General features: G+C 42.7%; 21 protein-coding genes. 15 read left to right on the top strand and 6 right to left on the bottom strand.

Features of this window, described 5'->3' with window-relative positions; all coding sequences use genetic code 11:
• Positions 1-81: 81 nt before the first annotated feature.
• Positions 82-1,455 carry an oxygen-independent coproporphyrinogen III oxidase gene (gene hemN, locus MST16_RS14705; protein ID WP_180064826.1) on the top strand — a complete coding sequence of 458 codons (1,374 nt, stop codon included), beginning with the start codon at positions 82-84 and terminating at the stop codon, positions 1,453-1,455.
• A gap of 94 nt (positions 1,456-1,549) precedes the next feature.
• On the opposite strand, the gene ribA is transcribed toward hemN, so the two are convergent.
• Complete coding sequence (gene ribA / locus MST16_RS14700; protein WP_168379100.1) at positions 1,550-2,152, bottom strand: GTP cyclohydrolase II; 603 nt, start codon at positions 2,150-2,152, stop codon at positions 1,550-1,552.
• Positions 2,153-2,463: 311 nt separating this feature from the next.
• On the opposite strand from ribA, the gene dxs reads away from it, so the two are divergent.
• The 8 genes from dxs (at position 2,464) to MST16_RS14660 (ending at position 11,222) form a co-directional block, all read left to right on the top strand.
• Positions 2,464-4,374, top strand: a complete 1,911-nt coding sequence (gene dxs, locus MST16_RS14695) for a 1-deoxy-D-xylulose-5-phosphate synthase (RefSeq protein ID WP_180092109.1) — start codon at positions 2,464-2,466, stop codon at positions 4,372-4,374.
• Between the two features lie 113 nt (positions 4,375-4,487).
• Positions 4,488-5,318: an inositol monophosphatase family protein gene (locus MST16_RS14690; RefSeq protein ID WP_078189303.1), complete on the top strand. Its 831-nt coding sequence runs from the start codon at positions 4,488-4,490 to the stop codon at positions 5,316-5,318.
• A 457-nt stretch (positions 5,319-5,775) separates the two neighbouring features.
• Positions 5,776-7,587 carry a DEAD/DEAH box helicase gene (locus MST16_RS14685; protein WP_180092107.1) on the top strand — a complete coding sequence of 604 codons (1,812 nt, stop codon included), beginning with the start codon at positions 5,776-5,778 and terminating at the stop codon, positions 7,585-7,587.
• A 407-nt stretch (positions 7,588-7,994) separates the two neighbouring features.
• Entirely contained in the window at positions 7,995-8,813 is an 819-nt protein-coding gene (locus tag MST16_RS14680; protein WP_168379103.1) for an ABC transporter ATP-binding protein, read from the top strand.
• A complete protein-coding gene (gene mlaE, locus MST16_RS14675) occupies positions 8,810-9,589 on the top strand; it encodes a lipid asymmetry maintenance ABC transporter permease subunit MlaE (RefSeq protein ID WP_180064825.1) in 780 nt (259 codons plus the stop codon). The genes MST16_RS14680 and mlaE overlap by 4 nt, the downstream gene beginning before the upstream one ends.
• The gene (locus MST16_RS14670; protein WP_168379104.1) at positions 9,589-10,269 is read left to right on the top strand and encodes an outer membrane lipid asymmetry maintenance protein MlaD; all 681 of its coding nucleotides are present in this window, start codon (positions 9,589-9,591) and stop codon (positions 10,267-10,269) included. The genes mlaE and MST16_RS14670 overlap by 1 nt, the downstream gene beginning before the upstream one ends.
• Positions 10,270-10,286: 17 nt before the next feature.
• Positions 10,287-10,922 carry a phospholipid-binding protein MlaC gene (locus MST16_RS14665; protein WP_180064824.1) on the top strand — a complete coding sequence of 212 codons (636 nt, stop codon included), beginning with the start codon at positions 10,287-10,289 and terminating at the stop codon, positions 10,920-10,922.
• A 39-nt stretch (positions 10,923-10,961) separates the two neighbouring features.
• On the top strand, positions 10,962-11,222 hold the full coding sequence (locus MST16_RS14660) for a lipid asymmetry maintenance protein MlaB (protein ID WP_171525932.1): 261 nt from the start codon (positions 10,962-10,964) through the stop codon (positions 11,220-11,222).
• A gap of 78 nt (positions 11,223-11,300) precedes the next feature.
• On the opposite strand, the gene MST16_RS14655 is transcribed toward MST16_RS14660, so the two are convergent.
• Positions 11,301-12,314 carry a CorA family divalent cation transporter gene (locus MST16_RS14655; RefSeq protein ID WP_078189297.1) on the bottom strand — a complete coding sequence of 338 codons (1,014 nt, stop codon included), beginning with the start codon at positions 12,312-12,314 and terminating at the stop codon, positions 11,301-11,303.
• A 155-nt stretch (positions 12,315-12,469) separates the two neighbouring features.
• Here MST16_RS14655 and MST16_RS14650 point away from each other — a divergent pair, with 155 nt between their 5' ends.
• Together MST16_RS14650 and MST16_RS14645 are read left to right on the top strand one after the other, a co-directional pair.
• Complete coding sequence (locus MST16_RS14650; protein WP_180064823.1) at positions 12,470-13,075, top strand: TIGR00730 family Rossman fold protein; 606 nt, start codon at positions 12,470-12,472, stop codon at positions 13,073-13,075.
• On the top strand, positions 13,075-13,482 hold the full coding sequence (locus MST16_RS14645) for an NUDIX domain-containing protein (protein ID WP_180064822.1): 408 nt from the start codon (positions 13,075-13,077) through the stop codon (positions 13,480-13,482). The genes MST16_RS14650 and MST16_RS14645 overlap by 1 nt, the downstream gene beginning before the upstream one ends.
• Before the next feature lie 46 nt (positions 13,483-13,528).
• Here MST16_RS14645 and MST16_RS14640 read toward each other — a convergent pair whose 3' ends face one another.
• Positions 13,529-14,161: a ComF family protein gene (locus MST16_RS14640; protein WP_180064821.1), complete on the bottom strand. Its 633-nt coding sequence runs from the start codon at positions 14,159-14,161 to the stop codon at positions 13,529-13,531.
• Between the two features lie 146 nt (positions 14,162-14,307).
• Positions 14,308-16,353, bottom strand: coding sequence for an ATP-dependent DNA helicase RecG (gene recG / locus MST16_RS14635; protein ID WP_078189293.1), 2,046 nt, complete (start codon positions 16,351-16,353; stop codon positions 14,308-14,310).
• A 59-nt stretch (positions 16,354-16,412) separates the two neighbouring features.
• On the opposite strand from recG, the gene MST16_RS14630 reads away from it, so the two are divergent.
• Positions 16,413-17,192, top strand: coding sequence for an NAD-dependent epimerase/dehydratase family protein (locus MST16_RS14630; protein WP_180064820.1), 780 nt, complete (start codon positions 16,413-16,415; stop codon positions 17,190-17,192).
• Positions 17,193-17,343: 151 nt separating this feature from the next.
• Complete coding sequence (locus MST16_RS14625) at positions 17,344-17,940, top strand: methyltransferase domain-containing protein (protein ID WP_180010516.1); 597 nt, start codon at positions 17,344-17,346, stop codon at positions 17,938-17,940.
• A gap of 87 nt (positions 17,941-18,027) precedes the next feature.
• Here MST16_RS14625 and plsB read toward each other — a convergent pair whose 3' ends face one another.
• Entirely contained in the window at positions 18,028-20,601 is a 2,574-nt protein-coding gene (gene plsB / locus MST16_RS14620) for a glycerol-3-phosphate 1-O-acyltransferase PlsB (protein WP_180092105.1), read from the bottom strand.
• Positions 20,602-20,888: 287 nt separating this feature from the next.
• Between plsB and MST16_RS14615 the strand changes: the two genes are divergently transcribed.
• Positions 20,889-21,761: an acyl-CoA thioesterase II gene (locus MST16_RS14615; protein WP_180026061.1), complete on the top strand. Its 873-nt coding sequence runs from the start codon at positions 20,889-20,891 to the stop codon at positions 21,759-21,761.
• A gap of 248 nt (positions 21,762-22,009) precedes the next feature.
• A complete protein-coding gene (locus MST16_RS14610) occupies positions 22,010-23,269 on the top strand; it encodes a dicarboxylate/amino acid:cation symporter (protein WP_180092103.1) in 1,260 nt (419 codons plus the stop codon).
• Here MST16_RS14610 and MST16_RS14605 read toward each other — a convergent pair.
• Positions 23,266-23,691, bottom strand: a complete 426-nt coding sequence (locus MST16_RS14605) for a VOC family protein (RefSeq protein WP_180092101.1) — start codon at positions 23,689-23,691, stop codon at positions 23,266-23,268. The genes MST16_RS14610 and MST16_RS14605 overlap by 4 nt on opposite strands.
• Between the last annotated feature and the right edge of the window lie 153 nt (positions 23,692-23,844).

Here is a 23,844-nt window from a genome sequence, read left to right as displayed (position 1 = left end):
GGTTGAATTCACATCTGAAGCTCAGCACAATAATCATCAGGTAGATTTAAATTGAATCTCATTGATTGAAATGGTGCATCGATGTCTCAGCAGGCGAGTTCTTTAATTCAAAAATACAATGTACCGGGTCCACGCTATACCAGTTATCCAACCGTGCCGTATTGGGAGGAAGCTGAATTTTCATTGCAACAGTGGAAACAGGGATTGAAGCGTTCATTTGATGAGACTAATCACAGCGAAGGCATCAGTCTGTACATCCATCTACCATTTTGTGAAAGCTTATGTACGTTTTGTGGTTGCCATAAAAAAGTCACGAAAAAACATGAGATGGAGCTGCCTTATATTCAGGCGGTGCTGAAAGAATGGGACTTATATTGTCAGCTCTTGGTCGACCGGCCAATAATTAAAGAAATTCATTTGGGCGGGGGAACGCCTACTTTCTTTTCTCCTGAGCATCTCACCCAGTTGATTCAAGGCATTCTAGTGCATGCTGATATTGCTGATGCACATGAATTTAGCTTTGAAGGGCATCCGAACAATACCACACGTGAGCATTTACAAGCTTTGTATGATGTTGGTTTTCGACGCGTAAGTTATGGAGTGCAGGATTATAATGAGAAGGTGCAAAAAGCCATCCACCGTATTCAGCCCTTTGCACATGTTGAACAAGTAACACAGTGGGCACGTGATATTGGCTATACCTCTATTTCGCATGACTTGGTTTTTGGTCTGCCATTTCAGGATTTAAACGATGTGTTGCATACCATTGAACAGACCACTCGTTTGATGCCAGATCGTCTAGCCTTTTATAGCTATGCACATGTACCATGGATTAAGGGCAATGGTCAGCGTGGTTTTAAAGATGCCGATGTCCCGAAAGATGATTTAAAGCGTCAATGCTATGAAGAAGGTAAAAAACAGCTACTGGCGCAAGGCTATCATGAAATTGGGATGGATCATTTTGCATTAACCCAAGATCCGATGTATCAAGCTTTTCAGCAGGGCAGTTTGCACCGTAATTTTATGGGCTATACCGCATCGAAAACCCAAGTGATGATTGGTCTCGGCTTATCTTCGATCAGTGATAGTTGGTACAGCTTTGCACAAAATGAAAAGAAAATTGAAGACTATTATGCACGTTTAGAAGTGAATGAAATTCCAGTCTATCGGGGGCATGTGCTGACAGATGAGGACTTAATCATTCGTAAACATATTCTCAATTTGATGTGTACCTTCCAAACTTCTTGGGCAGGTCCAGAAATGCAATTTCCTGAGCTTGATGAAGTATTAGCGCAATTGGCTGAAATGCAAGAAGATGGCTTGCTCGAGATTTTTGATCAGCACATTCAGGTGAGTGATGCAGGCAAGCCTTTTGTCCGTAATATCTGCATGGCTTTTGATTTACGATTAAAACGTCGTGTTCCTGAAAATCGTATTTTTTCGATGACGATTTGAATCTCCCCTAACCCCTCTTTAATAAAGAGGGGGAAGCCTCCCTTTTGTAAAGGGAGGTTTGGAGGGATTAATTTATGGAGAATTTAAAGGATTTTTAAAAATCGTCCTTTTGATACATATGCGACATACGATCATGTTTGGTTTTTAAATATTGTTCGTTAAAGGGATTTAAACCCACAGTCAGCGGAACGCGATCAACGACATTCACGCCTTGCTCTTGTAGCGCTTCAATTTTTAACGGGTTATTGGTAATGAGACGCACCGCAGTAATGTTGAGATGATTCAACATGATAGGACACATATCATAACGACGTGCATCGGCAGGAAGATCCAATAATAAATTGGCATCCACGGTGTCATGACCTTGGTCTTGTAGGGCATAGGCACGGATTTTATTGGTTAAACCAATACCGCGACCTTCTTGGCGTAAATATAAAATCACCCCTTGACCCGCTTCATTAATTAATTTTTGGGTGGCTTGAAGTTGTGGGCCGCAGTCACATTTGAGTGAAGCAAAGGCATCACCGGTCAGGCATTCGGAGTGGATACGTACTAAAACAGGTTCAGTAGGAGCTTGTTCTAGTCCTTTAGAGAGTGCGACATGTTCTTCACCGGTTTCAGGATCCTGAAAAACCGTAATATTGAATTCACCAAAAGCGGTCGGTAATCTTGACGTTGCGACAAATTCTATAGGCACTGCTTAACCCGTTTATTCGATTATAAATTGGCTAAAGTATAGCGTAATGCTTGGACATTGGTAGAATTGCAACGACGAATTTATGCAGAACATTTTCTTTTTTGTATAAAGCGAACGATAATAGTTGATAAATAGGAAGATTATTCAGGATAATCTGACTCATTCAAAATCTCCCCAACGAGATCATTGCTAAAAATTACATCGCTACAAGTTTGGCTGATTGTAAGGTGATACAATTCGACGATATGATCGAGTTACCCATTTAGACCGAGCTTAGGAATTTGCCAGGCTTTAGAAGGCTTTGCCACATTATGCTGTATAAAGAAATACCATCTCAACGCCCTGTAACACCGTTGCTGGATACGATTAACCATCCTCAACAACTTCGTTTACTCGAGCGCAGCCAATTAGAGCAAGTGGCGGATGAGTTACGTCAATTTATTTTGTATGCGGCCGGACAAAGTGGTGGGCATTTTGGTGCCAATCTTGGGGTGATCGAATTAACCGTGGCATTACATTACTGTTTTGAAACGCCACGTGATCGTCTGATTTGGGATGTGGGTCATCAAGCCTATCCGCATAAAGCCTTGACCGGTCGTCGTGAACAATTAGTGACGATTCGTGCCAAAGATGGTTTGGCTGCGTTTCCTGCCCGTGAAGAATCTGAATTTGACACCTTTGGCGTAGGCCATTCATCAACAGCGATTTCTGCTGGTCTTGGGATGTCATTGGCACGTCGCTTCAAGCAAGATCCCTGTCATGTGGTTGCAATCGTGGGTGATGGCGCGATGACAGCGGGCATGGCTTTTGAAGCCATGAACGATGCGGTGGCACACAATGCTGACCTTATGGTGGTATTGAACGACAACGATATGTCGATTTCATGCAGTACCGGTGGTTTTGCCAAGCATTTGGCTGCGATTTGGGAAAGTGGTCAATCGGTTAATATTTCTGAAAGTGGCGAAGCCTATATTCAACCGCATCCTGAATGGGCGTATAACTCACGCCTACATTGTGCTGCGACCGATGCTGCAGATAACTTATTTAAAGCCATTGGCTTTGACTACTTTGGTCCTTTTGATGGGCACGATGTTGAACAATTAACAAATGTGTTTGAAGCCTTAAAAAAACGCACAGGCCCACGTTTAGTGCATGTCTATACCAAAAAAGGTAAAGGCTTTGCACCTGCCGAAGCAGATCAAATCAAATACCATGCCATCAGTAAAGTGAATGCACCCGTTGCAGTGGCAACTGCACCGAAATATTCAGATGTTTTTGGTCAGTGGTTATGTGATGAAGCTGCACAGGATGATCGTTTATTGGCGATTACCCCAGCGATGTGTGAAGGTTCAGGCATGGTGCAATTTGCCAAGCAGTTTCCTGAGCGTTTCTTTGATGTTGCCATTGCAGAACAACATGCGGTGACTTTGGCTGCGGGGATGGCCTGTGAAGGGGTAAAACCGGTTGTTGCAATCTATTCAACCTTCTTACAACGTGGTTATGATCAACTGATTCATGACGTCGCTTTGCAAAATCTTGATGTGACATTTGGTATCGACCGTGCAGGTTTGGTTGGTGAAGATGGCCCAACGCATGCCGGTGCATATGATTATGCCTTTATGCGTACCGTGCCAAACATGGTGATCATGGCGCCGAAAGACGAAAATGAATGTCGTCAAATGTTGCATACGGCTTATTTGTATAAAGGCCCAGCGGCGGTACGTTACCCACGTGGTAATGGACTGGGTGTTAAGATTCAGCAAGAGATGACCGAGCTTGAAATTGGCCGTGGTGAAATTCTTGCAAACTTCAATGATCAGCAAGATGACACCATTTCTATTCTGGCTTTCGGTAGTCGTGTTCAAGCGGCACTAGAGGCAGGACAGGCTTTAGCGACAAAGCTAGATGTGGCTGTACGTGTGATTAATATGCGCTTCGTGAAGCCATTAGATACACAGTTGATCGATCAAATCGCAGCAAGTACGCAACTGTTTGTGACAGTTGAAGAGCATGCAGTCATGGCGGGTGCGGGCAGTGCAGTAAATGAATATTTAGCCCAAGCAGGCGTGGTTAAGCCTGTGCTGAATTTAGGTTTGGCTGACGAGTTCATGCATCAAGCAACACATGCTCAAATGTTGCATCAGGCTGGACTGGATGCTGAAGGCATTAGCGCTTCAGTGACACAGAGCTGGCTAAAACATAAGCAAACCGTGGTTTGTTGAATTTCTAATTTTTAGAAACATTTTTTTCCCTAAAAGCCCTTATATTTGATAAGATATAAGGGCTTTTATGCATTATTCTTTATCAGTATCTTCAAATTTGTAGTGGGTGTTCAATGGAACCTATGGTGGTTATGGCTGCGCGTGCGGCTCAATTAGTTGGTCAAGAGCTTTTAAAAGCGCATCAAAATCGTCATAAACTCGATCTACAAGTCGAAGAAAAAGGAATTGATGGTCCAGTAACGCGTGTAGACCGTTATTTGGAACAATTGACTATCGATACCCTACGTAAAAGCTATAAAAATCACAGTTTCCTAGGCGAAGAGTTTGGTCTTCAAGAAGGCAAAGGTCACGACGCTGATTGGTGTTGGATCATCGACCCACTTGATGGCACATTAAACTTTGTCAATGGTGTTCCACATTTCTGTATCTCTATTGCAGTTCAACATAAAGGTGTAACTCAACACGGTGTTATTTATGACCCTGTGAAAGATGAGTTGTTCTCTGCAAGCCGTGGTCGCGGTGCGATGATGAACCAACGCCGTATTCGTGTAAATGTAAAAGACAGCTTAGAAAACACTTTCCTTTCAGTGGGTCATGCGTATCGTAAAATTCGTAATGGCGAAGTGGTTTCTTATGCGAAAAACCATTTCAACTCATTGTTAAATGTGACTGAAGCCGGTGCTCAATACCGTCGTTCAGGTTCTGCTGCTCTTGATCTAGCATATGTTGCTGCAGGTCGTTTCGATGGTTATTTCGAACTTGGTTTGAAACCTTGGGACATCGCTGCAGGCGAACTTATTGTGAAAGAAGCGGGTGGTACTGTGGTTGATGCTCGTGGTGGTAACGACTCAATGGACAATGGTCAAGTACTTGCATGTTCTATGAAAATGCTTAAACCGCTTATGCAAGCTGTAGTTCCAGCTTGGGGCGAAGCTGCTAAATAATAGAACGCTTAGTTCGAGTTTATTGACAGAATAATGAAATAAAGCCCTCTTTATGAGGGCTTTATTTTTGTCTAATCGGTCAAAAATAATGGCTTAAACACCTATAACTTAAAGCTTCTTACAAAAAATATTCTGAAGTTGACTAAAACAGGTGACATTTAAAAACTTTCTGTTATAATCCCCGCACGCACTAAATTTCGTTCATTACCTGAACATTCTCTTCTATCATTGTGTATGCGCGTTCCGGTCCAAAGAGAGGACGATATTTCGCGCCCCACCCAATCGCTAAGCGATTCCTTCAGGTTGCGGCTGTAATCATGTGTGCGTTATACGCATCGTCGTTCTCGGATCGCCGCTGATTCTATATTTTCAGCGTCTTTTGCTGTGCCGCTTTTTGCCGATGTCCATCTGAATTTATATTTTTAATGGAGCACCCATTTTTGGGGTGAAATACTCTATGAGCAAAACTTTTGCTGATTTTCCTTTACATGAATCTTTACAACTAGCATTACAAGGTCTAGGTTTTACAACTCCGACTCCAGTGCAAGAACAATCAATTCCAGCTGCATTGGATGGTAAAGACCTTCTTGTATCAAGCCAAACAGGTTCTGGTAAAACTGCTGCATTCTTACTCCCAACTGTGAATGCATTAGCTGGTCAAGACACATTGATGTCTTTCAAAGATCGCATGAAAGCGGTTACTGCACCTTCTATTCTTGTACTTTGTCCTACTCGTGAATTGGCTCAACAGGTAAGCCAAGACGCAATTGCTTTAGTACGCCACATGAAAGGTGTTCGTATTGCTGCAATCATGGGTGGTATGCCTTTCGGTAAACAAATCCAACAGCTTAAAGGTGCACAAGTTGTCGTAGCGACTCCAGGTCGTTTACTTGACCTTGTTAACCGTCGTCAAATTAAATTAGACAACGTTGATGCGTTAATCGTTGACGAAGCTGACCGTATGCTTGACTTAGGTTTCTCTGAAGACCTAGAAGCGATCAGCGACTTGGCTGCTAACCGTAAACAAACATTAATGTTCTCTGCAACATTTGCGCCGCGTATCATTACACTTGCAGAACGCATGATGAATGATCCACAGCGTATTGCGATTGAAACTGGTCACTCTACAAATACTGACATTGCTCAGACTCTTCACTGGACTGACGGTTTCGAACATAAGAAAAAACTTTTGACTCACTGGTTATCTGATGAGTCTGTAGATCAAGCAGTTGTATTCGCATCTACTCAAGAAGATACAGATATGTTGGCTGAAGAACTTGCAGAAGCAGGTCACTCAGTTGTTGCTCTTCACGGTGCAATGCCACAAACTGTACGTAACCGTCGTTTACGTAGCATTCGTGAAGGTCGTGCAAAAATCTTAGTTGCGACTGACGTTGCTGCACGTGGTCTAGACGTACCAACTATTTCTCACGTAATTAACTTCGGTCTTCCAATGAAGAACGAAGACTATGTACACCGTATCGGTCGTACAGGTCGTGCGGGCCGTACTGGTAACGCGATTACTTTAGCGACTTACCGTGAACGCGGTAAAATCCGTGCTTTAGAAGACTTCTTAGATGCACGTTTAAATGTATCTGAAATTGAAGGTCTTGAGCCATCTCCACCTCCTGCACGTGGTAGCCGTGATGGCGGTCGTGGTCGTCGTGATGGCGGTCGCGGTGGTCGTGGTGGTTTCGGTGGCGGTCGTCGTTTTGAAGGTGAATCAAACTTCAAACGTCGTGAAGGCAACCGTGATGGCGAACGTCGTTCATTCGGTGGCGAAGATCGTCCACGTCGCGAATACAACAACGATCGTCCACGTCGTGAAGGCGGTTTCGAAGATCGTCCACGTCGCGAATTTAACAACGATCGTCCACGTCGTGAAGGCGGTTTCGAAGATCGTCCACGTCGCGAATTTAACAACGATCGTCCACGTCGTGAAGGCGGTTTTGAAGATCGTCCACGTCGCGAATTTAACAGCGATCGTCCACGTCGTGAAGGTGGTTTTGACCGTCGTTCTAACGATGACAACCGTGGTAACCGTGTAGATTATAAACCAGCTCGTGAAGGTTATGGCGATCGTCCAAAACGTTCATTTGGTGAAGATCGTCCACGTCGTGAATTCAACGGTGACCGTCCTCAACGTTCATTTGGTGAAGATCGTCCAAAACGTTTCGGCGATGACCGTCCAAAACGTTTCGGTGATGATAAACCACGTGGCGAACGCACTTTCGGTGAAGACCGTCCACGTCGTAAATTCAATGACTAATTGAATTTCGAAAGAAATATCGAAAAAACCGGTGGAAACACCGGTTTTTTTTATGGATTTAAATTAGCTTTTTAATCAGAAAAATGTATACTTGATCAAACTTTATGTGTTTAATGATAATTAATATGAACGGAAACGCGTTGGCAAATATGCGTACAGTGATGATCGAGGTACTTATGCCTTATATCGGTTTGACACTCTTATTGTGTAATATCGTTTACTATATATACAATTATTTTAACTAAATTCTTCTTTTGGGTTGAAAACACCCTCTATAAAATCGCATTAATAATAAAAAACAATTTACCTGATGGAATGCAGGGATATGCGCTCATGCAATGGTAACATTTTAAACTTCAATCCTTTATAGTATGCATGCTGAAAAAAATGCAGGAAAATCCTCAGCTATGAATAATCAAACGTCTTCTCAGACTCAGGCACTGATCGAAGTGAAAAACCTGAGTTTTAAGCGAGGAGAGCGCGTCATTTATGACAATGTCAGTTTAAAAATTCGTCGTGGTCAGATCACTGCAATTATGGGTCCATCTGGTACAGGTAAAACGACTTTACTCCGTTTAATTGGTGGTCAATTGACTCCCGATAATGGAGAAGTGTTGCTTGATGGGCAAAACATTGCACAGATGTCACGTCAGGAGCTCTTCGCTGCGCGTGCGCGTATGGGGATGTTGTTTCAGAGCGGCGCATTATTTACCGATATGTCGGTATATGAAAACGTAGCCTTTCCAATTCGTGCGCATACCAAGTTGCCAGAGCATTTGATCGCTGAAATTGTTGCGTTGAAATTAGAGTCGGTTGGTTTACGTGGTGCAGAACAAATGATGCCCTCTGAACTTTCAGGTGGTATGAATCGTCGTGTGGCTTTGGCACGAGCTATTGCGCTTGACCCTGAGTTGATCATGTATGACGAACCCTTTGCAGGGCAAGACCCGATTGTGATGGGGGTATTAACTCGCTTGATTCGTTCGCTACGTGAAGCTTTAGATCTAACCACGATTATTGTTTCGCATGATGTGGCTGAAACATTATCAATTGCAGATTACATCTATGTGGTAGCTGAAGGGAAAGTGCAGGGCGAGGGAACACCTGAGCAGTTAAAAGCACATGCTTCGCCTTTTGTGAAGCAGTTCTTGACGGGTTCGGTAGAAGGTCCGGTCGATTATCAATTCAGTCATCAGCCCTATTTAAATCATGAGGTTCGTTCATGAATGCTATTGCCGCATTAGGTAGACGCGTCATTGAACGTGTTCGAGGAATCGGCGTAGCAACCATTATGTTGCTGCAGATTCTTTTTTCCATGCCGACTTTACTTGGCGTGAAATTGTTTATTTATCAGATGTACCGTGTTGGTGTGCTTTCATTACTAATTATTGTGGTATCTGGCTTATTTATTGGCTCGGTACTGGGTTTGCAGATGTATAGCATTCTGTCGACCTTTGGTAGTGAAGCGATGCTCGGCACCGCAGTTGCGCTGACTTTATTGCGTGAACTTGCACCTGTGGTTGCGGCTTTACTCTTTGCTGGTCGTGCAGGTTCTGCTTTGACGGCTGAAATTGGTTTGATGAAAGCCACTGAGCAGTTGTCGAGTATGGAAATGATCGGGGTCGATCCATTAAAACGTGTGATCTCGCCACGACTTTGGGCCGGTATTTTTAGCTTGCCAATGTTGTCGGTGATTTTCGCTGCGGTCGGCATCATGGGCGGTAAATTGGTGGGTGTTGATTTTCTAGGTGCAGATGAAGGCTCTTATTGGAGTGGCATTGAGAACAGTGTGCAATTCTTTAAAGACGTCTTTAATGGCACCATCATCAAAAGTTTTGTTTTTGCATTAATTTGTACTTGGATTGCGGTCTATCAGGGCTATGGCTGTGTCCCAACTTCAGAAGGTATTGCAACGTCGACCACACGTACTGTCGTGTATTCTTCGTTGTGTGTTTTAGGATCAGATTTCGTGTTGACTGCGGTCATGTTCGGAGGTATTTAATGAAATCACGTACGAGTGAACTGGCCGTCGGTTTTTTTGTCATTCTTTTTGCTATCGCTATTTTCTTCTTGGCGATGCGTGTGAGTGGTTTGGTCGGCAATAACATCGAAGACAGTTATGAATTGACCGCGACATTTGAAAATGTAAACGGGATTAAACCCCGCGCCAAAGTCACCTTAAGTGGCGTTAAAGTTGGTCAAGTGGAATCATTGAAACTCGATCCTGTGACGCGTTTAGTGACAGCACATCTGATTATGGATGGCTCATTAACCTCTTATAACGCAGAACAATTAAAAGAAGTGCAAAAGAATGCACTCGAAGAGCTGCGTTACACATCAGACTATGAAGCAGCAACACCTGCGAAACAAAAAGAAATGGAACAGCAACTGATTGCTAACATGAAATCCATCACCAATATCGATGAAGATGCTTACATTATGGTTGCAACCAATGGTTTATTGGGTGAGAAATATTTGAAAATTGTACCGGGTGGTGGTGTCAACTTCTTAAAACGTGGTGACCAAATTGGTAATACCCAAGGTACGATGGAAATCGAAGATTTGGTGTCTAAATTTGTGACCGGTGGTGCAGGGAACAAATCTGACAGCACAGCAGATACTGAACAAAAAACAGAAGCTGCTGACACAACAACGGCAGAAGAACCTGCATTTGTTGAATAATTTTTAGGAGAAATTAAGTGAACACATTGTTAAAACATACGCTTACAGCAAGTATCTTATCAACTATGATGGCAGGTACAGCTTTTGCTGCTCCAAGCGAAGCACCACCTGCATTTGTAAAACAAGTGGCTGATGGCCTCATTACACGTTTAAAAGCAGACCACGCAAAACTACAAAATAACCCTGCGGCTGTGAAAGCGATTGTTCGTCAAAACTTAGACCCGTACATCGATTCACAAGCGTTCACACGTATCGTGATGGGTACGTATGCAACGAATCAATACAGCTCAGCGGCTCAACGTGCACAGTTTGAACGTAACTTCCGTGCAACACTGATCGAAAACTATGGTTCAGCTTTTGCCAAGTTTAGTAACCAAACGTATAGCATGCGTCCATATAAGGCGTCGAACAGTAAGAACCCTGTTGTAACGATTGATTTCCATAACAACGGTGAAAAAATTCCAGTCTCTTTCCAGTTGGCGGATAAAGGTTCACAATGGAAAATCCGTAATATCAACGTTTCGGGTATCGACCTAGGCTTACAATTCCGTAATCAGTTTGCGGCAACTGTAAAACGTAATGGCGGTAACATTGATAAAGCAATTGCGAACTTCAAACCTGATGCTGACGCAGCATTGGACAAGAAAAAATAAGATAGGTGATGTGTGATTAAACTTCATCAACAAGAATTGATGGTTTCAGGCAAAATCGATTACAACAATGCCGAATTGTACTATCAAGACGGCTTGAAATTGATTCAACAACAGCAAACTTTTCCCTTAGTGGTCAATCTTGCTGAGCTTGAGCATGGCAGTACTTTGGCTTTAGCTGTTTTGGTCCGTTGGTTACGTCAAACGCCAAAAGCGCAAGGTTTGCAGTTTAAAGCAGTCCCTGAAAAAATGATGAAGATTATTCAAGCCTGTCATCTTGAGCATGACTTGCAATTGATCTAAATAAAAAAAGCACCGTAAGGTGCTTTTTTTATTTCAGTGAGAGAAGAAGTTCTCGCAAGTCTACGCAATAGGAACGGATTAAATCCATTTCTTCCAGCGAAAGTACATCAATGGACCAATAAAGAATGCCACGATGATTAAGCTGACCACGATAAAACTTGTTGTACCATGCGCGAAGGGCAGTACATCGGTGTTCATCCCATAGACGCTAGCCACTAACATCGGTGGCGCAAGCATACTTGGTAAAATCGAGAAGCGACGAATCGTATCATTCTGTTCGGTGTTAATGAATCCAGAGGTGGTATCCAGTAAGAATCGAACCTTTTGGAACAAGAAGGCATCATGCTCAACAAGTGAGCGTACGTCTTCACTGAGTTCTCGGATGTCGGCATCATAAATATGACTACCCAAGGCGCGAGGACGTGACAGGAAGGTGAGAACACGACGTAAGTCGATCAGACACAGCTGAGCTTTCCCGAGCATATCTTCTAAATGCGCAAGTCGGGTAATCATGTCATCTAAGTCTAAAATCATCTCACGATGACGGTTATTCAGTACTTCTGTGGAATACTTTTCTAAGTCCTTGTGGATATCTTCCAAGATATCCGCAAGTTCATCGAGTTTGGCTTCTAAAAGACCCAATAAAATCCAAGTTGGATCTTTATAGTCAATTTCATAATCGTTACGACGCGCGCGGGCACGAAAGGCACGGAAAGCCACCAGCTTTTCACCCCGTAAAGTGAATAAGCGTTCTTTATGCAAAATAAAGGCAACCGTTTGTACGGTAGCTAAGGTGCTGGCATTTTCTTCGGGTTCGCCATCGACCTGAAAATTTTTATTTTTCGTTAAAAAATAGGTGCTGATGTGCAAAATACCATCGTCATCACGGTAGAATCGTGCACTCGACGAAATATCTTCTAATGATTTTAATGTAGGTAAATTCTGATCATAGGCATCCATAATCCATTGCTGCTCTTCCTGAGACGGGGCAATGAGATCGAGCCAGACTAAATCCTGATGTAAATCGAAGTCACCATTGATGGTGACATCTTCCAGGCTACCGCGCTCTGTGGCGTAAAAGGCTTCAAGCATGTTGTCTTTTCCCCTTACGCAGTAAGTTAAAAATGAATGGGTGTATTTTAGACAAGGATTTGCTGAAAAACACTGTTCTAATGCTTAATTTATGAAAAAATCTGTTTAAAGTTGATTTTTCCAGCATAGCGTTCCTGATCTGATGGTGATTATAAATGAAATCTATCGCAATTTTCTGTGGTTCCGCCCTTGGTAACAATCCTGCCTATTTACAGGTGGCTGAAAATGTCGGTCGTCATTTGGCGGCACAAGGCATCACACTGGTCTATGGTGGTGGTCGTTCAGGTTTGATGGGTGTCGTGGCAGATAGTGCTTTGCGTGCAGGTGGGCAAGTCATTGGGGTGATTCCAAAAGTCTTGGTCGATAAAGAATTGGCACATCCAGATTTAACCGAATTGCATGTGGTAGAAAATATGCAACAACGGAAAACCAAAATGTCTGAACTCTCGGATGGTTTTGTGGCGATTCCAGGTGGAGCAGGGACTTTAGAGGAAATTTTTGAGCAGTGGACGTGGGCTCAATTGGGCATTCATTTAAAGCCATGTGCCTTTCTCAATGTAGATGGTTTTTATGACGATTTATTGAATTTTCTGAAAACAACTGCAGAAAAAGGCTTTACCCATCCACGTTTTATCGAATGCTTAATTGCAGAAGATAATATTGAAACGATTGTTGAAAAGTTTCAATATTTCACTGCGCCAGAGCCGAAGTGGGGCATGGTTGAACGTACAGCTTTTATTGCGGATTTGGAACAAAATTGATGAAAATCATAACCGTTGCCGCAGCCATTATTTTAAATGAACAGTATGAACTTTTAGTGGTTCGTAAAAAACACACGGCATTCTTTATGCAAGTGGGTGGAAAATTAGAACCCAATGAAGCTCCTGAAATTACCATGCTGCGTGAAATTCAGGAAGAAATTGGCTGCGCTGCGCAGATTGAGCAATTCATTGGTCGTTTTGAAACGGCTGCTGCGAACGAAGTCGATCATCTACTGGTGAGTTATGTCTATCTGGTCCAGTTGCAAGGTGAACCGAAAATTGATGCGGAAATTGCAGCGATGCAATGGGTCAGCTTGGATGATACACAAACAAAACTTGCACCTTTAACACGTGAGGTGGTGATTCCTTGGGTGAAGCAGCAGGCGCGATCTCTTGCTGAAAGCTAAACCGCTTCGCTTGCTCAGTTTCTTTATTAGTGGTTGATGTTTGAAACTAAGGCTGTGCCGCAGCAATGCATGCGGCATATACCTGCGTGCAATGTAGCTGATGTAACAGCTCACTTAATGCATGGATTGAACTCCCCGTGGTCACCACATCATCAATGATGAGGACTTTACGGAAACGGCGTTTTTCGGTTGGGTTGATAATAAATTGCTGTTCGATATTTTCTAGGCGTTCTAGCCGACTTAAACCTTTTTGAGCGTGCTGTGCTTGACGAATCACTGGTTGCCAAACAGGGATGCGCAATTGCTTTGCCATCATGTGTGCAACGAGCAGCATTTGGTTATACCCACGGTCTTTAAGGCGTTCTACTGAAATAGGCATGGGGACGATGGCTTGAACCCTAGCTAAGCGCAAGCTTAAAAGGCTCTGTGCCAGTAAATTTTGATAGTGCAATTGTTGCTCATACTTATAGCTTTGAATGATGCGATCTATAGGGAAATCATAGTAAAAGGCACAAGAGATGCTGTGTTCATGGCGATCAACCGCTTGTTTAAACCAAGGCAGTTGTGCCCAGCAGTCGGTACAAAGCGAATGATGTTGTTGTCGATCGATACCGCAGAGCAGGCAAGGGGAAACGCTCTGTATTCCTTTTTGGATGAGGTGTTGGATAGATTGGAGCATGTTTTTATTCTAATCATTCTTTTTTGAGTATTTTGCACAGTTCGTGGTGAAGTGCAATCACAACACCACAGCAACCTGTTCGACAAGCTTATTGGTTCAAGCCAATCTGTATAATTAGGATGATCGATCTGTCATCCTAATAATTATTATACATAGGCGTATCGAGGAGCTTCCGGCAGCCATCGTTTTAAAAGCGCTTGAGCCTGTGCAGGATAGTCATTCAGGACTTGTTGAGCCACATAGTGAGCCTGATTGAGTAAATGGTCATCGCGCTCTAATTTTGCTACACGAAAGCCCATATCGCCTGTTTGTTTAGTGCCGAGGAGCTCACCGGGGCCGCGAATTTCCAAATCTTTTTCAGCAATAATAAAGCCGTCATTGGTCTCTCGCATGATGCGTAAACGCTCTTGCCCATTTTGCGATAAGGGATTTTTATACAGCAAGGCACAGAAACTGGCTTTTGCACCACGTCCTACACGACCACGTAGCTGATGCAATTGTGAAAGCCCTAAACGCTCTGCATTTTCAATCACCATGATTGAGGCATTCGGGACGTCAACACCGACTTCAATCACTGTGGTTGCAATCAGTAATTGCAATTCATTATTTTTAAATTGCTGCATCACTGCTTGTTTTTCATCGGCCTTCATTTTGCCGTGAACCAGACCAATATTGAGGTCTGGAAAGCGTTCTTTAATTTCATTAAAAGTCGCTTCAGCGGCCTGAGCATCTAAAGTTTCTGATTGTTCCACTAAGGTACAGACCCAATAGGCTTGTTTACCTTCAGCACAATTGCTGGCAATCCGCTGTAGCACTTCTTCACGACGGTCAAGTGGAATAGTGACTGTTTGAATCGGTGTACGACCGGGTGGCAGTTCATCAATGACGGAGGTGTCTAAATCGCCATAAGCCGACATGGCCAAGGTACGAGGAATAGGGGTTGCCGTCATCACCAGTTGATGCGGTGTCATGCCATTGAGACCTTTGTTCCGTAGCGCCAAACGCTGATCGACGCCAAAACGGTGTTGTTCATCAATAATCACTAAACCCAATTTGGCAAATTGTACATTGTCTTGAAATAAAGCATGTGTGCCGACCACTAAATTGGCTGAACCATCTTGAATACTTTGTTCTGCAGCAGCTCGAGCTTTACCTTTTTGCTTGCCGGAAAGCCAAGACACGGTTAGACCCATAGGCTCAAACCATTTTTTGAAATTTAGATAATGTTGTTCGGCCAAAATTTCTGTTGGCGCCATCATGGCCACTTGCCAACCTTCCTCAAGCGCATGACAGGCTGCAACGCCTGCAACCAATGTTTTACCTGCACCTACATCGCCTTGTACGAGTCGCAGCATAGGTTTGTTCTTTTTCAGATCGACCGCAATTTCTTTGGATACGCGTTTTTGTGCACCGGTCATTTCAAATGGCAGCGTACTTAAAAGTTGTTTGGTGAAGTTCTTACTTGCAGAGAATGACGGTGCTTCGATTTGTTGAATATAAGCACGGCGGCTGAGCAAACTGACCTGATGGGCAACCAATTCTTCGAAAATTAAACGTTGCTGTGCAGGATGAGAACCTTGGCTGAGTTGCAACATATTGGCATCGACAGGGGGGTGATGAATATAGTCCAGCGCCTGTTTTAGGGCATAGCCATTGGTGAACTTTTCTGGCAGTAATTCAGGTAAGTCATCACTATATAACTGTAGGGCTTGTTTGACGTATTCACGTAGTTTGGGCTGTGTTAAGCCTTCGGTTGCAGGGTAAATCGCAGTGAGTTGGGTTTGTGGTAAAGGCGTGTGTTCAGTAATCACCTGTAGTTCAGGATGATACATTTCTAAGCCACGAGCACCAACACGGACTTCACCAAAAATCCGTAAACGATTCCCCGGTTTTACCCGATCAGTAATGCCTTTGTAGATATGGTAAAAACGTAAAGTAACTTTGCCACAGTCGTCATCCAGTAGGGCGGCCATCGATTTACGCTTACCGGGTGGGAAGTCGATACTTTTGACTGTACCTTCCAGTAAATAACTTCGACCCACGGTCAATTGGTTCATGGGGATGATCGTGCTACGATCTTCATAGTCGCGTGGCAGATGAAACAAAAGATCATCTGTCGTGAAAATATTTAGTTTTTCAAGTAAAGCAGCGGCGGCATTGCCAACCCCTTGCAATTGATGGACGGCAGCCATGTCCCCTCAACTTCGGTTTATATGATCTAAATGGATCAGTTCTGAGAATAGGTCGTTTGATGCATATTCTATTTATCGGTTATGGTAAAACATCGCAACGCGTTGCTAAACAATTATTTCAGCAAGGTCACCAAATTACCACAGTGAGTCGTAGTGCGAAAGAGGATGATTTTGCAGAACATTTAATCCAAGATGTTCACCAACTGGATTTGTCGCAGGTTCAACCGATTGATGTAGTCTATGTTCTTTTGGCTCCTGCACGTCATGCTCAACTCAATGCTGTGGATGCTTACCGACACACTTATGTCGATTCTGTACAGCCGATTGTTCAAGCATTAGCACATCATCCAATACAACGTTTAATCGTGGTGTCTTCCACTCGTGTCTATGGTGAACATGCGGGGGAGCGGATTGATGATGACACTGTGCCACATCCGATCGATGAGCAGGGGATGTTGTTACTCGAAATGGAGTATCGCTACTCACAAGCATTTCCTACCGAATGCGTGATTGTACGTCCATCTGGGATTTATGGCACATCGACAAAACGAATGCAGAAACTGGCAGAAACGACTCATCGCTATCCCAATATCCATTGGTCAAATCGAATACATATCGATGATTTGGCAAAATTTCTGTGTCATCTACTTCACGTGGAACATCATGAAAAATCATATATTTGCACTGATAATAAACCTCAACCTTTGCATAAGCGAATCTTGGAATTGCAAAGAGCCATGCATTTACCCGAATTGGTTTTAGAGAGCGACGCAGAAACAGGGAAAAAGATTTATGCAACGCGAATGATGGAGAGCAATTTTAAGTTGGTATACGATTGATTTTGATGTGTAGTGTAAAATTGGCGTGACGTATAAAATTTAGTGCAGCTTGGTGAGTATTAAAAGAAATTCTATAAATGAATAAGATAGGTCTTTTACAACATGTATTGTTCAAATTTTCGGATGGATCTCAAAGGATAAAAATTAAATAATGACAAAATCATTTGCAGAACTTACTCAGAATTTACCCCATAGACCGATTCTGGAAAAAGCTTTGAGTTATTTTGAAAATTTACCAAAGATCTCGATTGATTGTGGTTGTGGTGCAGGAAATGAATCATCATTTCTACTCCGTCATAATTTTAAAGTATATGCATTTGATCCAACTGTTGAAGCTAAAAATATCTGTCTAAGTAAATTTAAAGACAATAAGAATTTTTTATTTTCTAATCAGGCCTTTGAAGACTATAGCTTTCCTAAAGCTAGTTTAATTATTGCTTTATTCAGTTTATTTTTTTGTTCTACGGATTCGCTTGAAAGTGTTTTAAAGAAAATGCAGGAATCCTTAAGTGAGCAAGGCATTTTACTCATACAACTGTTAGGAAAAGATGATCATTGGGTAAATAATTTTTCTGAAAAATTTATAGGTTTTGAACAGGAAGAACTTAAACAATTGTTTGATGCGGACTTTGATATTATTTATATCAATGAATTTAAAGGCAATAAACCGCTAGCCAATGGAACTCCAAAATTTTGGAATGTACATACCTTAATTCTAAAAAAGAAAATATTAAATACTTTTGTATAGTCCAAAAAAAAAGAGACAAGCTTTTTACAACTTGTCCCTGATTTTGCTCATCTTCTTCCGCTTTTATGGTGAAAAAATCAGAACGGTTTATTTTTTCTTACGTTTCAAACGTTTTTTAGCTTGTTCAGCAGCAACTTTATCAAGTGCTTCTTTTAACTCTTCATCACTAAAGGTTGTAATGTGCTGCAACATTTGGAGTGTCACATCATCCAAAACGAGGTTGGCATACTGCGCAACATTTTGGAAATTTTCATCAAACACAATGGCGTTGTTTTCATTGGTGCTGATATAACCTTGTTGTGTTAAGACTTTAATAAAGCTTTGGAACAATGCCTTATCAAAGAACTCTGGCGAGTTAAATTCATATAACACAGATAGACGTTGACCAACCAAGTGGCTGAGTTCTTCAACCTGACGGGTTGAGATGTTGCCTGAACCACGTTGTGTGATTAAAGCCAAAGTCATGTAGTAACGCTCTAGACTTTGCATCACAGGTGCAGCCAAGACCACTAACTGATTGTGCTGCTCTGAGTTAGGCGCAGGGGAGATCAGGTTGCCTTCTGCATCTTCAGAAATTAGCTTGGCTTTGATCAGTACTTCAGCATACGCACAGATTTGATCTTTAAGTTCTTCATCATTCCATTTAAGGAATAACTCGGCTTTTAAGAACGGATACAGTGTACGAATGACATTAATCAAATCACCACGGCGAATAGAACCATTATGTTCAACCAAAGCGGCAATGAGTGATGGCAAAATAAATGCGTGCAGGATGTTGTTACGGAAGTAGGTTAACAGCACAGCTTGATTATCAGCAATGGCAATAATATCGCCAAGGACATGATGAACACGTTTAATCAGCTTGAGTTTTAAACCATAAGCAATGATTTCTTTACCTGACAGCGGTGTTACTTGCATGCGCTCATCGTAAGGTAAGGCAGTTAAAAGATCGCGATAGGTATCTAACTGCTTAATGCAAATCTCTTCATCTAAAGTATGTTTAGATGTAGCCAATAAAATCAGTGAAAGCAATGAAACTGGGTTCACCACTGCTGCACGGTTAATATTTTCTAAAATCACGTGTGCAGAGCTGTTAATGGCATCCGAAACCTCTGGTGGAATTGGATCGTCATTTTTCTCGATTTTGATGTTGCTTGCATTATGCTGTTTCAACATATCATCAAGGAAAACCGGCTCACCAAAGTTCAAATGAACTTTACCGAAAATACGTTCGATCTTACGCAGAGTTTTCATAATCCCAATGATCGATTCGCCTTCTTTCGGCTTACCATTCATTTCGCCAACGTAGGTCGCACCTTCCATTAAACGCTCATAACCAATATAGGTCGGTAAGAACACGATTGGTTTGGCTGGATTGCGTAAATGACCATGGACAGTCATGGCGAGCATGCCGGTCTTCGGTGGTAATAAACGACCAGTACGTGAACGACCACCTTCGATGAAGTATTCGAGCGGCGTATTACGTGCCAAAATACTATAGAGGTATTCTTTAAAAACAGTGGTGTAGAGACCATTGCCACGGAATGAACGACGAATAAAGAACGCGCCGCCGCCACGTAAAATTTGCCCGACAAATGGCATGTTTAAGTTATCGCCCGCAGCAATGTACGGCACCATCAAACCACGCTTATAGATCACATATGACAATAATAAATAGTCGATATGACTACGATGGCATGGGGTGTAAATGATCTCGTAGTCTTTGGCTAGTTCACGAACGGTACTGAAGTTATGCACTTCGACGCCATCATAAAGCTGTGTCCACAGACGAGTCAGGGCTAAGTCAGCAAAACGAACCGTTGAGGCTGAATAGTCAGAAACGATTTCATTTAAATAACCAATCGCACGACGTTCAGCTTCAACCATACTGATTTTACTGCGAATGCTTTCACGACGAATCGCATCTTGCACATCCGTAGATTTGATCAGGCCGTGCATCACATTACGACGGTCAGATAAATCCGGCCCCAAAACTACTTCACGCTGTGCATCTAAATAATCATTCAGTGTGCTGACAATATAAGTCGCAGGTGACAAGTTTGGATGTGTAGTTTTGGCATATTCAACCAAACGACGCAAAGACTGTGGTTCATGGAATTCAAGGTACGATTGACGACCGTGCAAACCAATATTGACCAACTGCTTCACTTTGCTTGGTGTAGACCATGTATCGGTAAATAATAATTTAAACCAAGAATCTTCTTTATCGGGTTCACGACCCCACAGCACGGTTACAGGAACGAGCTCAACATCCGCATCAGGATTTTTTTCCAAAACCTCAATTAAACGCAATAAACGAGGTGGAAAGGCATGTGGCGGTGGATTGAGTAAGTTGTCTTCATCATGATGTTGTAAAAACATCACAGAGGCTTTTTCTGTTTGCGTACCCACAGTCATTGGGTCGAGTGCAGGGTGTAGCTTTAAACGACGGGTTTCACCATCGACAATTAAAGCATTACTCCGTGAATGATTTTGCAGAACGTAGCAGGTAATTTTCGTTGTCTGTACGCCGGTATCTGTATCGGTTTCAGTCACTACAGGTTCTACAGGGACTTCACCTAAAACATGCGGTGTTACCACAAGGTCAAGCAGTTTACTCGAAAGCTTTCGATACATCTGACCAAAGCCGCTCTTGGACATACAAACTCCTACTTTTCATGACCAAACCACAGAGATTCTGAGGGGAATCTATTCTGCGTAATTGTACTTAAAAACTGTATGTCATTTTCTGACAAATTGCATAGATATTGTAAGATTTTATCGTTAAAAAACGTATTTTTAGCAGTTATATTGCATCAGCAAGGTGACAGATCAGTCAGCGAATCTTTAGGGTTTTAGTCTGGATTTATGGCAAAATGGAAAATATATTTAAACATCTGTTGATGTTGCCTGCGTTAGCTTAATCCCGAATGATAGATAGGTTTGTTATGAATGCCTTAACACAAGAGTTGGTTGATTTACTCAGTCTTGAAAAATTAGAAGAAAATATTTTTCGTGGGCAAAGCCGAAATTTGGTCGGGAAGCGTGTCTTTGGTGGACAGGTTTTAGGTCAGGCGCTCCGTGCGGCATCTTATACAACAGATCGACCTGCTCATTCCTTACATGCCTATTTCTTATTTGGTGGTGATATCAATGCACCGATCATTTATGAAGTAGATCGTATTCGAGATGGACGCAGTTTTGTGAGTCGTCAGGTTCGTGCGATTCAACATGGTAAAACCATTTTCATGTGTATGGTGTCATTTGCAGAGCAAGAAGAAGGTTTGAATTACCAAGTTGCAGAGCCAGAATATCCAGCCGTCGAAGATTTAAAATCTGAAGCTGAGCTAAAACGAATGATGGTGGAATTTGTTCCTGAAAACGTCCGTGCATCTTTTATGCGTGACCGTCATGTGGAAATTCGCCCGATTGATCCGCAAAACCCGTACCAACCGCAGCCTGCTGCGCCGTCGTATGCACACTATATTCGTACCCATGACACGATTGCAGCCGATGTTGATGACATCTCTTTACATCAGGCCATTGCAGCATTCTATTCAGACTTTACGCTGATGACGACTGCACTACGTCCACATGGTTTAAGTTATTTATCACCAAGTTTACAGTGTGCAAGTATTGACCATGCCATGTATTTCCATAAGCCATTCCGTGTGGATGAATGGATGCTTTATGACATGGATGCCACGGTCAGTGCTAGTTCACGTGGTCTAAATTTCGGTCGCATGTGGCAAAACGGTGAGTTGGTCTGTAGTACGACACAAGAAGGCTTGATCCGTTTACGCGAAATTGAAACCCAGTAAGCTTTGAGCACTATGTGTTAAGTCGTACATGGTGAATACTCAAAAAACCGAATCTTCTGATTCGGTTTTTTATGTCCGTCAATATTTGGTATGAAGCTACTCGCGGATTCGGGCTATCTAGTTAGGGGTACGGTACACGTTGAATGGAGCTGAATTCATGCTTTGCAGAATTGTAGCAGTATATGTGACAAAAAATTCCTCGATTCTCAATGGGTCGCATGGCATAGTGCCTGAATAAAGGATGATAAATGCAAGGCACAATGAGCTTAAATACGCAGATTTTAATTGCCGCAATATTGGGTGTGGCATTTGGGTTTTTATTAATTCAGTTTCCAGAGACGCAGTTTTTATCCGCCAGCCTGTATGGCTTGGGGATTGCCAGTAGTATTTTTATTGGCTTGCTGAAAATGATCTTGGTTCCGCTGATCTTTAGTTCGATTGTGGTGGGGGTATCGAATTTACAAGCGGGTGGTCAGCTGAGTCGAACGTGGAAAATTACCTTAGCGTGCTGTGTCACCACCACGACTTTGGCACTGATCTTAGGTCTAGCATGTGCGCATATTTTTAAAGTTGGGCAGGGCGTGGACATCATCATGTTCCAAGATGCAATGCAACAGCATCAGAGTCCTGACACCCTCACAGCAGGTTCATTCTTTACCAATTTTATTCAAAATACACTGATCAATCCGTTTAAAGCCTTTAGTGATGGCAATGTACTCGCTGTCGTGGTGTTTTCACTATTTCTCGGTGTGGCCTTGGTCAAAGGCGGTGAAAAGTTCCGAAGTGTGAGAAAGCTCAGTCAGCAATTTTTCGACATCATGATGATGATCATTGGTTGGGTGATGAAGCTTGCACCGATTGGTATTTTTGCATTATTGGCTAAATTGATTGCTACAGAAGATATTTCGGTGTTGAGTCGCCTCGCGGAGTTTGCTGCCGTAGTCACAGGGACCACGATTTTCCATGGGGCAGTGGTGTTACCTTTGCTGCTTTGGATCTTTGGGAAAATGAGTCCATTCACATTTTTTAGAGGAACACGAGCTGCCTTAATCACTGCTTTTGCAACCAGTTCAAGTTCAGCAACGATGCCACTGTCGATGAAATGTGCGCAGGAAAATTTAGGCGTCCGTCCTCAAACGGCAGGTTTTGTGATTCCATTGGGCACGCAGTTGAATATGGATGGTACTGCGCTATATGAAGCTGCTGCCGCACTTTTTATTGCAAATTTGATGGGACTAGATTTGAGTTTGGGGCAGCAGTTAATTGTCTGTGCAACCGCCATGATTGCGTCACTCGGCGCACCGGGTATTCCAAGCGCTGGAATGGTGACGATGATTATGGTTTTACAATCGGTTGGGCTTCCTGCAGAAGCGATTGCGATTTTACTGCCGATAGATCGACTCTTAGATACGGTACGGACTGTGGTGAACGTACAGGGCGATATGATGATTAGTGTGGTGGTGGATCGTCATACGCGAGATGTAGATGAACCAGCGTTGTCGAATTAAATAGATAAAGCACTAAAATGTGGGTTGTAGACGATCTCCCACAGATGCCCATCTAAGTCTTGAAAATAGCCTGCATAACCACCGTAAAACGTGGGCTGTGCGGGCTTAATTGGTTTTGCACCAGCGCGTTGGGCTTGTTGCATAATTTGATCGACGGCTGCGGGACTGTTAACGTTATGTCCGAGAGACATTTGAGTTGGACAAAACGCTGATGTACTGATTCCGGTGTCATGACTCAGGCTATCTTGTGACCAGAGTGCGAGCTTTAAACCGTGTTGTAAATCAAAAAATGCCACAGCGCCATGTTCAAACTCAGTCCCAATAATCCCTGCGCTATTTAGACCTAAACCCTCCTGATAAAACGCGAATGCAGCATGTAAATCTTTCACGGCCAGTGTAATGACGGAGATGTGAGCGTGCATGGAGATGCTCCTGAATGGCTTATTTTTATTTTAGGATGAGACTGAGTATAAATACATTTTAAAGAGAATAGGGAACTCGGAATAACTGTACTTTAAACCTCGAACTTATGACCTTTTCCATCTTGAGTGTGTTGATTGCTCAATAAAAAACGG

This window comes from Acinetobacter sp. YH16040_T, from assembly GCF_024605785.1.
Classification (GTDB): domain Bacteria; phylum Pseudomonadota; class Gammaproteobacteria; order Pseudomonadales; family Moraxellaceae; genus Acinetobacter; species Acinetobacter amyesii.
This window is presented reverse-complemented; position numbering and strand designations above follow the sequence as displayed.

Bases quoted from the DNA above. Each gene is read 5' to 3' on its own strand.
- hemN (WP_180064826.1), top strand. From the start codon at position 82: ATGTCTCAGCAGGCGAGTTCTTTAATTCAAAAATACAATGTACCGGGT.
- dxs (WP_180092109.1), top strand. From the start codon at position 2,464: ATGCTGTATAAAGAAATACCATCTCAACGCCCTGTAACACCGTTGCTG.
- MST16_RS14690 (WP_078189303.1), top strand. From the start codon at position 4,488: ATGGAACCTATGGTGGTTATGGCTGCGCGTGCGGCTCAATTAGTTGGT.
- MST16_RS14685 (WP_180092107.1), top strand. From the start codon at position 5,776: ATGAGCAAAACTTTTGCTGATTTTCCTTTACATGAATCTTTACAACTA.
- MST16_RS14680 (WP_168379103.1), top strand. From the start codon at position 7,995: ATGAATAATCAAACGTCTTCTCAGACTCAGGCACTGATCGAAGTGAAA.
- mlaE (WP_180064825.1), top strand. From the start codon at position 8,810: ATGAATGCTATTGCCGCATTAGGTAGACGCGTCATTGAACGTGTTCGA.
- MST16_RS14670 (WP_168379104.1), top strand. From the start codon at position 9,589: ATGAAATCACGTACGAGTGAACTGGCCGTCGGTTTTTTTGTCATTCTT.
- MST16_RS14660 (WP_171525932.1), top strand. From the start codon at position 10,962: ATGGTTTCAGGCAAAATCGATTACAACAATGCCGAATTGTACTATCAA.
- MST16_RS14655 (WP_078189297.1), bottom strand. From the start codon at position 12,314: ATGCTTGAAGCCTTTTACGCCACAGAGCGCGGTAGCCTGGAAGATGTC.
- MST16_RS14650 (WP_180064823.1), top strand. From the start codon at position 12,470: ATGAAATCTATCGCAATTTTCTGTGGTTCCGCCCTTGGTAACAATCCT.
- MST16_RS14645 (WP_180064822.1), top strand. From the start codon at position 13,075: ATGAAAATCATAACCGTTGCCGCAGCCATTATTTTAAATGAACAGTAT.
- MST16_RS14640 (WP_180064821.1), bottom strand. From the start codon at position 14,161: ATGCTCCAATCTATCCAACACCTCATCCAAAAAGGAATACAGAGCGTT.
- recG (WP_078189293.1), bottom strand. From the start codon at position 16,353: ATGGCTGCCGTCCATCAATTGCAAGGGGTTGGCAATGCCGCCGCTGCT.
- MST16_RS14630 (WP_180064820.1), top strand. From the start codon at position 16,413: ATGCATATTCTATTTATCGGTTATGGTAAAACATCGCAACGCGTTGCT.
- MST16_RS14625 (WP_180010516.1), top strand. From the start codon at position 17,344: ATGACAAAATCATTTGCAGAACTTACTCAGAATTTACCCCATAGACCG.
- plsB (WP_180092105.1), bottom strand. From the start codon at position 20,601: ATGTCCAAGAGCGGCTTTGGTCAGATGTATCGAAAGCTTTCGAGTAAA.
- MST16_RS14615 (WP_180026061.1), top strand. From the start codon at position 20,889: ATGAATGCCTTAACACAAGAGTTGGTTGATTTACTCAGTCTTGAAAAA.
- MST16_RS14610 (WP_180092103.1), top strand. From the start codon at position 22,010: ATGCAAGGCACAATGAGCTTAAATACGCAGATTTTAATTGCCGCAATA.
- MST16_RS14605 (WP_180092101.1), bottom strand. From the start codon at position 23,691: ATGCACGCTCACATCTCCGTCATTACACTGGCCGTGAAAGATTTACAT.